Annotated in this window: 12 protein-coding genes, 3 tRNA genes and 1 pseudogene; 11 read left to right on the top strand and 5 right to left on the bottom strand. The window is 37.3% G+C overall.

The window, feature by feature from the left end; translation table 11 throughout:
• Positions 1-7: 7 nt before the first annotated feature.
• Both EHR01_RS16940 and EHR01_RS16945 read right to left on the bottom strand, forming a co-directional pair.
• Entirely contained in the window at positions 8-1,390 is a 1,383-nt protein-coding gene (locus EHR01_RS16940; RefSeq protein WP_135696547.1) for an APC family permease, read from the bottom strand.
• Positions 1,391-1,906, bottom strand: a complete 516-nt coding sequence (locus tag EHR01_RS16945) for an LIC10415 family protein (RefSeq protein ID WP_135635419.1) — start codon at positions 1,904-1,906, stop codon at positions 1,391-1,393. It lies immediately after the preceding gene.
• Positions 1,907-2,128: 222 nt separating this feature from the next.
• On the opposite strand from EHR01_RS16945, the pseudogene sppA reads away from it, so the two are divergent.
• From sppA to EHR01_RS16990, 9 genes and pseudogenes are all read left to right on the top strand, one after another.
• Positions 2,129-2,927 (top strand): annotated as a pseudogene (gene sppA, locus EHR01_RS16950) (signal peptide peptidase SppA); the annotation flags it as partial.
• Positions 2,928-3,042: 115 nt separating this feature from the next.
• Positions 3,043-3,651 (top strand): hypothetical protein, encoded by a 609-nt coding sequence (locus tag EHR01_RS16955; protein WP_135696552.1) that lies wholly within the window; start codon positions 3,043-3,045, stop codon positions 3,649-3,651.
• A 1-nt stretch (position 3,652) separates the two neighbouring features.
• A complete protein-coding gene (gene surE, locus EHR01_RS16960) occupies positions 3,653-4,393 on the top strand; it encodes a 5'/3'-nucleotidase SurE (RefSeq protein ID WP_135696555.1) in 741 nt (246 codons plus the stop codon).
• A 4-nt stretch (positions 4,394-4,397) separates the two neighbouring features.
• Positions 4,398-5,069, top strand: coding sequence for a tetratricopeptide repeat protein (locus tag EHR01_RS16965; protein WP_135696558.1), 672 nt, complete (start codon positions 4,398-4,400; stop codon positions 5,067-5,069).
• A 59-nt stretch (positions 5,070-5,128) separates the two neighbouring features.
• Positions 5,129-5,200, top strand: a tRNA-Pro gene (locus EHR01_RS16970).
• Positions 5,201-5,217: 17 nt separating this feature from the next.
• Positions 5,218-5,291: transfer RNA gene (locus EHR01_RS16975), tRNA-Arg, on the top strand.
• An 18-nt stretch (positions 5,292-5,309) separates the two neighbouring features.
• Positions 5,310-5,381: transfer RNA gene (locus tag EHR01_RS16980), tRNA-His, on the top strand.
• 385 nt (positions 5,382-5,766) lie between these two features.
• Entirely contained in the window at positions 5,767-6,378 is a 612-nt protein-coding gene (locus EHR01_RS16985; RefSeq protein ID WP_135696561.1) for a transposase, read from the top strand.
• On the top strand, positions 6,378-6,956 hold the full coding sequence (locus tag EHR01_RS16990; protein WP_135696564.1) for a hypothetical protein: 579 nt from the start codon (positions 6,378-6,380) through the stop codon (positions 6,954-6,956). Before EHR01_RS16985 ends, EHR01_RS16990 begins: the two co-directional genes overlap by 1 nt.
• 117 nt (positions 6,957-7,073) lie before the next feature.
• On the opposite strand, the gene EHR01_RS16995 is transcribed toward EHR01_RS16990, so the two are convergent.
• Positions 7,074-8,258: an acyltransferase family protein gene (locus tag EHR01_RS16995; RefSeq protein WP_135696568.1), complete on the bottom strand. Its 1,185-nt coding sequence runs from the start codon at positions 8,256-8,258 to the stop codon at positions 7,074-7,076.
• 242 nt (positions 8,259-8,500) lie between these two features.
• Between EHR01_RS16995 and EHR01_RS17000 the strand changes: the two genes are divergently transcribed.
• A complete protein-coding gene (locus tag EHR01_RS17000; RefSeq protein ID WP_004785899.1) occupies positions 8,501-8,800 on the top strand; it encodes a DUF805 domain-containing protein in 300 nt (99 codons plus the stop codon).
• 162 nt (positions 8,801-8,962) lie between these two features.
• Here the strand turns inward: EHR01_RS17000 and EHR01_RS17005 are convergent, their stop codons facing one another.
• Positions 8,963-9,856 carry a hypothetical protein gene (locus EHR01_RS17005; protein WP_135696571.1) on the bottom strand — a complete coding sequence of 298 codons (894 nt, stop codon included), beginning with the start codon at positions 9,854-9,856 and terminating at the stop codon, positions 8,963-8,965.
• Between the two features lie 135 nt (positions 9,857-9,991).
• The gene (locus EHR01_RS17010; protein ID WP_135696574.1) at positions 9,992-11,122 is read right to left on the bottom strand and encodes a tyrosine-type recombinase/integrase; all 1,131 of its coding nucleotides are present in this window, start codon (positions 11,120-11,122) and stop codon (positions 9,992-9,994) included.
• 288 nt (positions 11,123-11,410) lie between these two features.
• On the opposite strand from EHR01_RS17010, the gene EHR01_RS17015 reads away from it, so the two are divergent.
• Complete coding sequence (locus EHR01_RS17015; protein WP_135696576.1) at positions 11,411-11,626, top strand: hypothetical protein; 216 nt, start codon at positions 11,411-11,413, stop codon at positions 11,624-11,626.
• Positions 11,627-11,709 lie beyond the last annotated feature (83 nt).

An 11,709-nucleotide genomic window follows, 5' to 3' on the forward strand; every position in this document is an offset into this window, starting at 1 on the left:
AGCTTAATTATTTGAGTGATTGCTTTTTAGCTTCGGCCATTTTTTTATCCAATCGAAATCCATAATAAACGGGAAGGGCAATGAGAGTGATCATGAGTCCCCACCCGGCAGTAACTGGTTTTTCAATAAAGAGAATGGCCATCACAGCAATATTGGCAAAAATATAAAGGAAAATGGGCAAAGGATAAAAAGGAATTTTATAATCCGATTTCATTCCCATCTTTTCGAACCGAAAGGGCGTGGCTGCCGTAAGACATGACAAAATTAAAATCGAACAAGTGATCATGTAAAGTAAGGCTTCAATTTCTTTTACAAACAAAAAGAGAATCGCCACGAAACCTTGAAAAAAAATAGAAACATAAGGGCTATGCCATTTGGGATGGACTTTGGAAAAAGAGGGAAGAAACACTCCGTCTCTTGCCATCGCAAAGTACACTCGACTTCCCCCGATTAGAATGGCCGACATGGAACCCAAAATCACCCAAGCAATAAAACTTGTTGTTAAAATGGAATAGTTTGCACCAAATAACTTCTGAAAGGCGATTGCCCCAATCCCATCTTGGCCAGCTAACTCTTCAATGGGAGCTGAAATCACAAAAAGCAAATTGATAACAAAATAAAGTCCAGCCACAAGAAAACAAGCAGTGATAGCGGAACGAACAATTGTTTTTTCTGGGTTTTTTACCTCTTCCGCAATATAGGTAATCATATTCCATCCCAGATAAGAGAAAGATACGGGAACAATCCCAATCAATACTTTGGAGTAAAAAGAAAGTTCCATTAAGTTAGGAAAGGGAGAGTTGAATAAATAAGACCAATTGGTGTTTCCAATCGAAAACCCAAGTGCCAAAAAGAGAAGTAGGCCAGTAATCTTTAGAACAGCAAAAACATTTTGTACACGCACTGCCGACTTAATTCCAAAGTAGTTGAGCGTACTAAAAAATAAAATTGGTAAAACACCAATGAAGGTGATGGAGCTAACTTGTAAATCCAAACCTAACAAAGTATATGTGGGAGATTCCCAAACAGGAAGTTCTGGAAATAAAATCTGAACATACTTACCGAAGGCGAGAGCAAGTACAGATACACAAGCAGAGAAATTAGTAAGTAGGGAAGACCAACCACTCATAAAAGCAATGGCCGGTGAATAAGCAACTTTTAGATAAACATAATCTCCTCCAGCAAATGGGAGGAGGCGAGCAGCATAAGCATAGGTGATAGAACCAGAAAGTGCTAAAATTCCGCCGACAATCCAACAGAATAGGACTATCCAAAGGTTTCCGGTTTCTTTGATCAAATAACCAGAGGTGAAAAAAATTCCCGACCCCACCATAGAGGAGAAGAGAACCGAGATGGAATCAAAAGTATTGAGGCTACGTTTTAATTCCAATTAATTTCCGAGAAGTCGTTTCACCATTGTTTCAGAAATTGGTTTCATAGAAGAAGCAGACAAAGTTCCAATTTTACCTTTGAACTCTTCTGGGTTTAACATCATTCCAAGAGAAAAGATATTTTCGCTCTCTACTTCCTTTTTCTTTAGTTCCGCAAGGAGACTAGAAATATTACCTTTGCTGTTTTCTAAAATTTCCGGTTTGGTTACTTTTCCTTCACCTAACTCTGGGAACAGTGGTTCTCCTTCAAAAAGAAGTTCTTTGAGTTTGTCTTCTTCTTGTGAGTTATCTTCCAAAAGACCAATTCGAGATTGTTCTTTGGAAAGTTGTTTTTGCAATTCCGTGAGCCTTGATTGGATATTGTGGTACTGAACAGGAAGGCTGACAACAAAGTCGGATTTTTCTTCTGACTTTTGTACAGGAACTCCTGATTTTCCAGAGACATCTTTACTGTCCTTTTTGTCCTGGATTAGTTTTTCGGCTGAATTGAGGAGACGATTGAGACGAACATCCATGTCCTACCTTCCTTGGTAAAGGCCTTATGTCTCGGCGGTGCCTGGACATAAATCCTATGACTACCTGTCTAATTTTCGGTTAGCCCGTACAAGGAAAATAAACTTTTTCTAAAAAAAAGTAAAGAATTATTAAAGTTGACTCGGGTTTTTGCAAGGTTTTGCTTGTGGGAGTTTATGGAAAGAAACCAATTTCTTCTCTTTCTCTCCTTTTTGTTCTCCACCATTGCCACAATTCTCGGAATTGCCATCTTGGTATCTGGATCAAGCCTTGCCCGTTTCTCTAGTGGGACCGGTGGTGGTCTTTTCCAAGCCAGTGAAATTGGTGCTGTCGTCATACCAATCGTAGGTGAGATTCACTCAGGGGAATCCACTTTTGACTCTACGGGTGCTGATACCGTTTTACGCCAATTACGCGAATTGGAAGAAGATGGAAATATCAAAGGAATCCTAGTCGAAATCAATTCTCCAGGTGGAACAGTTGCTGCTTCCCAAGAAATTTTCAACGAACTCCTGCATCTACGTAAAACCAAAAAGATTGTGGTGAGTATGAAAGATGTGGCTGCCTCCGGTGGGTATTATATCGCCGCAGCCTCCGATTATATTTTTGCTCAGAACGGAACCATTACAGGCTCCATTGGAGTCATCTCCTTTGCACCTAACGTAAAGGGACTTTTGGATCGTTATGGAGTAGGTGTTCGCACTTACAAAGCAGGGAAATACAAAGATATGTATTCTCCATTTCGTGATTCTACAAACGAAGAAGATGATATGATTGGAAAACAGTTACAAGACACCTATCGTAAGTTTGTGGAAGATGTTGCCAAAGGAAGAAACAAAACTGTTAAATCCATTGAAGAGTTAGCAGAAGGAAAAATCTATTCCGGTGAAGATGCGTTCCGTAACAAACTTGTGGATGATATAGGTGGCCGAAGAGAAGCACATAAAAAACTTTCTGAACTTTGCCAATATGATGGCCTCATTCCACTCTTTGAACAAGAGATCTCTCCTTTTGATCGTTTTTTACAATCCATTGGTGTAAACTTTTTGGGAGACAATTCTCATGTATCCAAAATCAGATCTCTCATCCAATCTCAAGTTTTGGTCATCTTACCAACCGCTCTTGGAAAATTAATGTTATGAGAGATTTTTTCTTCGATTTAGTGGATGTATTGGAATTGGTATTTTTGGATCCCCTTCGGTATTCGGAGGAGGTTCAAGAGATCCCATTTGCAGCAAGTCCTGTGTCCAGTTGGATGTTTTCTATCCTTTCCGCCTTGTCTTTGTCAGTGGGGATGAGTATTCTTTCTGCCCCATACACCATTTCTACTTTGTCGTTTTTGTTTTTTGGTTTTATTGCCAATTTGTTTTTGTTTCGATTTTTTCCTTTTTTTTATTCATTAGTGGCTGACTATTATGTACAAAAAAAGGGAAGGACACCGAAACTTTTATTTTTGATCCTCTTTGCAAGACACTCCGTCGTATTGTTTCTGTTATTTGCTCCGGTTTGTATTGTATTTCATGCATTGGGACTTTCAGGACTTGGGTCAGGGTTTTTTTTACTCCTCAGTTTTATTTTGCTCTATAGCCTTGTAGTTTCTCGTGGTTTAAAGTCCATCTATGAACTAAGGAATCGAGATTCCCTTCGGTTTTCGTTTTATGCACTTGGACTTACCATCATCTTTCCTTTTCTGATGAATTTGTATACGGCAACGAGTATCCTCCAATCGATTTCGGGCGGTTTTTAATTTGAATTTACTCATTACGAATGACGACGGAATTTCTTCCGCCGGAATCAAAGCCTTAGAACGTATTCTTGGAAAATCCTATCAAACTTATCTGATTGCACCTTTGAAAGAACGTTCTGTGACATCCATGGCACTCACCGTCTTCCAGGGGATGCGTGTGGAACGAATCAATGACAACCATTATATTGCCGACGGATTTCCTGCTGATTGTGTAAACATTGGATTGTATGCAGAGATTTTTCCGAAAATTGACTTTGTCATCTCTGGGATCAACCGTGGTGTGAATATGGGATATGATGTCCATTATTCGGGAACTGTTGGTGCAGCCAAACATGGAGCCCTTCATGGGATTCCATCTCTTGCTGTGAGTTCGGGTCGGATTGATCCAGACGATGGTTATGAGAAAGAGGCAGAACTTGTTTTGTCGTTTTTGGAAAAATACAAATCGCAGATTCAGTCCGGCGAAGTATGGAATTTAAATTTCCCTCCCGAAATTTCTGGTTCAGGCACATTAAACGAAGTTGTGTTTACTCGTCTTGGTCGCCGTCGTTACTCTGAAAAGTATGAAAAAAAACAAATCATTGAAGGTGTCAGCGAATTTCAGTTAAACGGAAGTTTGCTTGGACATGATGAAGAAACAGGTACTGACTTTGAAGCCTATTACCAAGGAAAACTTCCCGTCACACCCATCCAATTGGATCTAACGGAAAAGATTCGATTAAAGGAACTACAATCTAAGTAAACCAATGCCTGAAGAAACAGATTACCTCAGCTATATGAACAAAGGCAATTATGCCATGGCACTGAACCTTTTGGACCAGGCATTACTCCAAAATCCAGAAGATCCCGTCCTTTTGTATAATTTTGCCTTATGTTGTTTCCAGACTAAAAACTTTAAAAAATCGATTCAGGTTTTGGATCGGATTCTCAGCGAATATCCTGGGTTCATTGAACTGGATAATGTGTACCGTCTAAAAGTATTTGCCCTTGTGGAATTAAAGGATTGGGAGACAGCCGAATCCATCATCAAAGAAAGATTGCAAGTGGCAGTGGATGACGCAAAACTTTTGTCTTTTTTGGCCCATGTTTATGAATACACACACCGGTTGGAAGAAGCCATCGATATCCATAGAAGGATTTTAAGGCATACTCCCGATTACAAAAACAGTCTGAACTCTCTTGGATACCTTCTTGCTTTGAAAAAAAAGATAAACACCGAAGAACGTTCGGAAGCCATCCGGTCTTTAAAAAAAGCTTTGGAACTCGATCCCAACAATCCGGCCTATTTGGATTCCTTTGGTTATTTCCTGCAAACCATTGGAAAACCAGAGGAAGCTTGGAAAGCCTATCGCAAAGCTCTACAAAAGAACCCAAACCATCCCATCCTCTTAGAAAGATTGAAGAACCTAAAGAAATAAATCTCCGTTTTGTTGACACAGTCCCTAAGCCAAAAACACTGGTGTTTCAAGGACTTTCTCGGGATGTAGCGCAGTGGTAGCGCATCTGTTTTGGGTACAGAGGGTCGCAGGTTCAAATCCTGTCATCCCGAATCAGTTGGTTCTATCTGACCCGGTAGCTCAGCTGGATAGAGCAACTGCCTTCTAAGCAGTTGGTCGGGGGTTCGAATCCCTCTCGGGTCGATGATTGTTCTAGAAACGGTGGATGTAGTTCAGCGGTAGAGCCCCGGTTTGTGGTACCGGTCGTCGCGGGTTCGAATCCCGTCATCCACCCATTAAAATTTCCCCTTCAACGAATAGACTTTCTGAGAAATGGCATGGGCGCCTTGCGTTCGTCTGGCCCTCCTTGGCCAGAACTCTCGCTCACACCCATCCGTGGGTGCTGTGCGGCGCCCATGCCATTTCTCAGAAAGGATTCGAATTCATTAGGGAAATTGAGAACAAATAAAAAGTACTTTAAGACTGAAGTGTAATGGGAGTGTTACGGTGATGGGTTTTAGATAAAATTAATGATGGAGGTGAAAGACAGAAATCATTTTAAAAATATGAGAATTTTGACAATCATATCATGTAAGGATAGTTTAAAATTTGGTTTTTGCATCTGATACAAAACAATTGTTGAATTATTTTTGACAAACAACCGTTAAACTAGGTATATATGGTTAATTGGTTTGGTAATCTTTTGAAAAATGTAATAATTTTAATACCGTTTCTTCTCACCTTTCAATGTTTGACATTGCCTCCTTCGGTATCGTTAGGAGAACCAAATATTCAAAAAAAAGACTTAGGCATTGCCGTATTGGATAAAGTCAAGGTATTGAATGTTGATGAAAATTATCGAAAAGATACAGAGGATGGTTTAACATTAAATCTACACTCACATCTAAAACAAGGTAGATACTTTGAAAATATTTATCTTTTTAATGAAGAAATTCCAAAGAATGTTGAGTTTGAAAGGTTACAATTTGAATTTACTTCTTACTCACATAAAAGAAGAATTTACGAGGGATATTTCCCATTTGCATTTTTGACACTAACACTTTATATCTGGTTCGGTGGAACTATCGGTATTGATTCCATGGATTATGATTGTCGATTAATTGTGAGAGATATGAAAAACCAGGTTGTTTATGAAGTTCAAAAAAAAGAAGTATCTGAAAAAAGTGTCAACTTCTATTCTTCTGAATACATGCTCCCAAAAAGCGAAGAAGCCAGAACAAAACTAATTTCTGATATAATGGAACATTATAAAAAAAGAAGAGTAAAGTAATGAAAAAAATAAATATCTGTTTTTTCTTATTATTTATCGGTTGTGCAACGTTTACTGACTATAATCCAGAATATAAAGATGTCATTTTTGAAGAAAAACAAAATAGAAACTCATCTGTTGTTTTGAATTTAAGATATAAAATGTCTTTAAATGAAACTCCTGCGGATGCAAATGTACAAATCGAAAAAGAATTGCGTAACGAAATTGAAGTAATATTGAAAGAATCTTCGATGTTTAAAGAAGTTAAAAGTGGTTTAGACATAGCTGATATTAAAATGGATGTTGATATTGTGAATCGAGGAGAGGCAAATTTATTTTTGTCTTTTATGACTGGATTTACTTTTTTCTTACTTCCTTCTCATGCGGTTGATAATTTGACTCTCAAGTATAAGTTTACAACAAATAAAGGAAAAATTGTAAAAGAATACCAACGGCAAGTAACATATGATACCTGGGTTCATATAACATTGATACCATTTACTCCGTTTATGTTTCCTTTTACTACGTTTTATTCAGGAATTCGTAATGTGACTAGGTCTGTTTTGGTTGAAGCAAAAGCAGATGGAATTATAGACTAAGACTTGTTTTAGATTTATAGATTCGGTAGCCCTTGGGATAGTTTCCTTCTTAAAGATAAAAATATACCTGAGGCAATCCATTTGTTACAATTGGTTCCTTTATTATAGTTTCTGAGTTCATTGATTCTTGGTTTCCAGTTTTGATTTCCATCTTAAAAAAGGATATTCAATCAAAACATAAAGGATCATACTAAAAATAAATGTATAAATAAAAAATTGGAGTGTTGCCATTCCAAATTGAATTGGAGTGACAAAACCATTTTGTTTTAATGGTTTTGCCAATGTTTGGAAAGCAAATGGTGCCAAAAGTAAATTCCATAGATACATGGTGTAACTTAGCCTGGCAATTGGTCGAAAAAAGGCAAAACTGAGGTACCTTTGGAATTCATTTTTACCCAAAATGGCAACTAACAAAAAAAGAGCGAAGGATAGGTTGTAAAAGTTATAAGATAAAACAGTTTTATAAAATGAATTTTCTGAGACTAAAAGAATGAAATTAGTCGCATAGATGAGTATGGCAAATCCCAAAAGATAGTATTTGAATTCATCTAGTTTTTTGCGAATTTTTTCGTTGTTGGTTAATTCCATTACGAGAATTCCTGCGATGAGATCGTCAATTCTCAAATGAAATTGATGAAATGCCTCTGAATTTGGTCCATACAAAATATAATAAAAAACTCGGAAAGCTAAAGGTAATAGATAAAGGCAAAGAAGGGTGATGGTTCTATTTTTTGTTTGTAAGGAGAATAAAAATAAACCTGCGATAAAAGGAAAAAACAAATAAAACTTTTCTTCAATTGATAGTGACCATGTGTGAATATTGTAACTTGCAAAATAATCGGATAGGTACATTAGATCAAATTTGAAGTTTTGGTAGGATGCCAGTAAAGATGAGTTCGGTCCTTGTTGGTTGGCATTTAAAGAAAAATTTTCCCCACCTTTTTGGATGATGGCTGTGACTATCAAATAGGTGATGATGAGATAAAAATAATAAGCAGGAAAAATTCTTAAACTTCGTTTTATAAAAAACTGTTGGTAACTAATTTTTTGATTTCGATTCCATTCTTTTTTTAATCCATCGGAAATTAGATATCCGCTTAAAACAAAAAATAAGGCAACGCCTGAGTCCAGAGTATGTAAGAATTTTATAAAATATGAATTTTCCCAACCAATCATTCCGATACTCGGAACTGTATGGAAAAAAAGTACACTTAGAATTGCAAGGGCTCGCAAACCGTTGAGAGCTTCATTTTCTCCTTCTTTTCGTCTCCATGTTGATTGTAGTCCTTTCCATAAAAACATTTGTCTTTTAATCCTTTTGCTTATTTGAAAACAAAGGAACTCTTCGTCGAGTGGATTTTTTTGACATTCTATAACGCTTGGTAACTGTTCCAAATCTGTTTGTACTTTGAATTGTAAGGGCAATCAAAGAATCAAAAAGAAAAATATTCCCCTTTTTTTACTTTACATTATAAATAATTAATTTCTAATATGCGTCGTTTGTAACGAAACAAAATAAGTGATTCACTGGAAGGTAAAACGATATGTCATTCCAAGATGCGATTAAGGTATGTTTTCAAAAATATGCTGATTTTAGCGGCAATGCCAAAAGGCCAGAATTTTGGTGGTGGGTTGTTTTCTGTATCATCATAAGTGCAGTACTCAACATGATTCTTCCCATCATTGGAGGAATCTTTTCTTTAGCTGTGTTGTTGCCAAGTTTGAGTGTGGGTTCACGCCGCCTTCATGATGTGGGAATGAGCGGTTGGTGGCAACTGATTGGTCTAACAGGAATTGGAGTTTTAGTGCTAATTTACTTTTGGGCCCAAAAAGGAAAAAATTAGAGTATTTGTTTGGTCTTGTCAATTCTCCGCGTTAGGGAGACGCAGGGCTTGGTCGCCTGCCATCGTTAGATGGTCGGCGACGGAAGCGTCAGCGGACCCCGGAGTGGCCCGACCCTGTTTTTATAAGATCTGAAAAGTAAATCAAATTGGGAACGCAGAAATTTATTTTTCCTTTTCCAAAATGGTGAGATAAATTTCACGTAAACTTTTTGGAAGACTTCCTTTTTTATACGCGAATGTAAACATTGTAGAGTTTGATGGGCTCGTTATCATACGAGTGATTTCTGTGGATGCAGGCCAACCATTACATCCGTTATGTGACCATTCATAGATAATTTCATTGTTAGTTTCTAAAATTGTGTTAAAAACCAAACTAGGGCAGTTTTCTGATAAACTTTCTTTGACTGCGTTCATAAAAGCAGTTCGGTTGGAGCTGCCAATGGTTTTCAGAAGATTTAAACGGTAAATTTCTGTCCATGTTTCGATTTGAGTTCCTTCCGGAATCATTTCAATTAACACCTGTTCTTCGTTTTCTCCCGAATTTCCAACATACCAACGTCTACCATCTAAGTTTCGTAAAAAAGCTGTTTTGATGGGTTCCTTTTTTACGTTTAAATTTTTTTCCATAAATAGTCGGAGTGATTCTTTGGTTTTATCTGAAAAGTTGATGGGAACATTTAGATGTTTTTTTTCACCTTTTGCGTTTGTGATTTCAAATGTAAAAAAGAGGCTTGTGTTTCCTAATTCGTAAATCCAACGATATTCTTTTTCGGTTAGAGGTTCGCTGAACAAAGATATGGTGCCTAAATTGATTTTTTCGGATTCGGAGATGTATTTAGTTTTTTCCGGCCACTTTACTTCATAACCTTGGATACTTTCTAGATTTTCTACTTTGACTTCGGCGAGAAAGTGCCAGCGAATGGAAGACTTATCGATGAGTGGTCCTAAACTTTTGGATTGGATCCATTCGTTTTCAAGTTCGGGTTTGAGTTGGGCAAATATTTGTGAGGAACATAGAAAGAGACTAAATAAAGTGATATAAAGTTTTTGTTTCATGGAAGTGTACTGTTGGTCTATTTAGGAAGATAACGTTGTATTTTAAGTGAAGGTTGAAATTCGTCAAGCGATTGTTAGAGAGTGCCGTTGGTCTAAGGTGTTGTTGTTGATTGTTTGGAATTTTGGTTCGATTCTTTAATACTCATTCTGTTTGTCAGAGTTGTGTTTGTTTTTTTCAGTGATAGCGGGAATTCGGTCCAAAGGGCTTGCGATATTTTCTAACCGGCTTCTTGCGACTTTGGTATAAATTTGTGTGGTTCGGACACTTGTGTGTCCGAGTAATGTTTGGATCATTCGTAAATCGGTTCCCAACTCTAAAAGATGAGTCGCAAAAGCATGCCGCAGACTATGGAAACTGACTTTCTTTTTGATTTTTGCCTTTTGGGCAGCATTTGTGAAAATACTTTCCGCCGTACGAATGTTAAGTGGCCTATTTTTCATTCCAGGAAATAACCAAGGATTTGCTTTGACTTCGTTATAACTTTGTTTTAAGAGCAAATTGTATTCTCTTGTTTTTAGATATTCTTTTAGTTCTTCAATTAGTGTAGTCGCAAGAACAGTATATCTATCTTTTTTGCCTTTGCCTTGGTTCACACGAACCATATTTCTTTTTAGATCTATATCCGTTATTTTTAAATGAATCACTTCGCTCACCCGTAATCCAGAGGAATAACTAATGAGTAGTAACATTTTATGTTTGATGTTGGGAAGTGCTTCGAAGATGGCCCTTGTTTCTTCTGCCGACAAAACTTCTGGTAGTTTGGATTCCACTTTCATCCGCGGAAATTTTAAATGAGTGAACTGTTTTCTTACCTCTCGAAAATAAAAGATAAAAGCTTGTCTGGATGATCGAATACTTGCCGCCTTGGTTTTGCGTTCTGTTACCAGATGATCCAAATAATTTTCCAAGTCTAAGATTCTTATATTTGAAGGAAGTTTTTCTGTAAAAACTAACAATCGAAATAGATGAGAGTAATATGTTTTGGTAGTGCAGAAGGTGAAATTTCTGTCCCTCGTTGCTTTGAAATAGTCTTCTAAGATTCCACATTGTTTCGGAATTTCTCTTGGTGAAATTCGGATATCATGTTGCTCAAAAGCATTTAATAGTTGTTTTATGATGATTGGATCATTGGGGTAAGACCAAGTTCGATTTGCTGGATGGTAACAACCTTTTGGAATCGATTTTGCAATCGAAAGAAATATTTCCGAAAATCGAAATCGTAAATGAAAACGATTGTCTTGGGAGGAATAACGAAGTTTGATCATTTGGCACCTAACCTTGTATTGGTAAGTTGAATAGGTGGATTCTTTTCTTTTTGGTCCTTGAAATTTCTAGTTTTGGGAAGTTTTTATTGGAGTTTCGTATATTTTTCGGGGTGGGGTAGTTGCGAATCTAGTATCCCCGCCCTGATTAGGGTGGGGAACTGAACCCGCCACCCAATGGCTTCCCTCTATCACGAACTTTTCAATTCCGATAGCCAATTCGACTTTCACCGCTTTTTTTTCTTGGAAAGTTCGCATTCTCACATAAGTTTGAGATTATCAAGGAGACTTATGAACCTAATCACAGTAGGACTCGGCGTATTTTTTATCCTCTACGGAACCACCACTTATATCCTCCGCATTTACAAACCGAGTTTTTTTTGGAAGTTGGAGCCAATGAAACAAAAATGGGGCGAAAAACGCGGATATTTCATCCACGTGTTTAGTTATTCGATCCTACCCATCATTTTAGGTATAGTTTATACCATTCTTGGATTTAGAGGTTAATTTTTGTTAGATTGGATTTTCCGGACAAATGAATTTTAAATTCAACCAATTAAAGTTAGGTGGGCGCCTCCGACTTTTTCTTT

It is taken from the genome of Leptospira mtsangambouensis (assembly GCF_004770475.1).
GTDB classification, from domain to species: Bacteria; Spirochaetota; Leptospiria; order Leptospirales; family Leptospiraceae; genus Leptospira_A; species Leptospira_A mtsangambouensis.

Coding starts and splice junctions, on each gene's coding strand:
- EHR01_RS16995 (WP_135696568.1), bottom strand. CDS start 8,258: ATGTTTTTATGGAAAGGACTACAATCAACATGGAGACGAAAAGAAGGA.
- EHR01_RS16985 (WP_135696561.1), top strand. CDS start 5,767: ATGGTTAATTGGTTTGGTAATCTTTTGAAAAATGTAATAATTTTAATA.
- EHR01_RS16965 (WP_135696558.1), top strand. CDS start 4,398: ATGCCTGAAGAAACAGATTACCTCAGCTATATGAACAAAGGCAATTAT.
- EHR01_RS16945 (WP_135635419.1), bottom strand. CDS start 1,906: ATGGATGTTCGTCTCAATCGTCTCCTCAATTCAGCCGAAAAACTAATC.
- EHR01_RS16955 (WP_135696552.1), top strand. CDS start 3,043: ATGAGAGATTTTTTCTTCGATTTAGTGGATGTATTGGAATTGGTATTT.
- EHR01_RS17015 (WP_135696576.1), top strand. CDS start 11,411: ATGAACCTAATCACAGTAGGACTCGGCGTATTTTTTATCCTCTACGGA.
- EHR01_RS16990 (WP_135696564.1), top strand. CDS start 6,378: ATGAAAAAAATAAATATCTGTTTTTTCTTATTATTTATCGGTTGTGCA.
- EHR01_RS17010 (WP_135696574.1), bottom strand. CDS start 11,122: ATGATCAAACTTCGTTATTCCTCCCAAGACAATCGTTTTCATTTACGA.
- EHR01_RS17000 (WP_004785899.1), top strand. CDS start 8,501: ATGTCATTCCAAGATGCGATTAAGGTATGTTTTCAAAAATATGCTGAT.
- EHR01_RS17005 (WP_135696571.1), bottom strand. CDS start 9,856: ATGAAACAAAAACTTTATATCACTTTATTTAGTCTCTTTCTATGTTCC.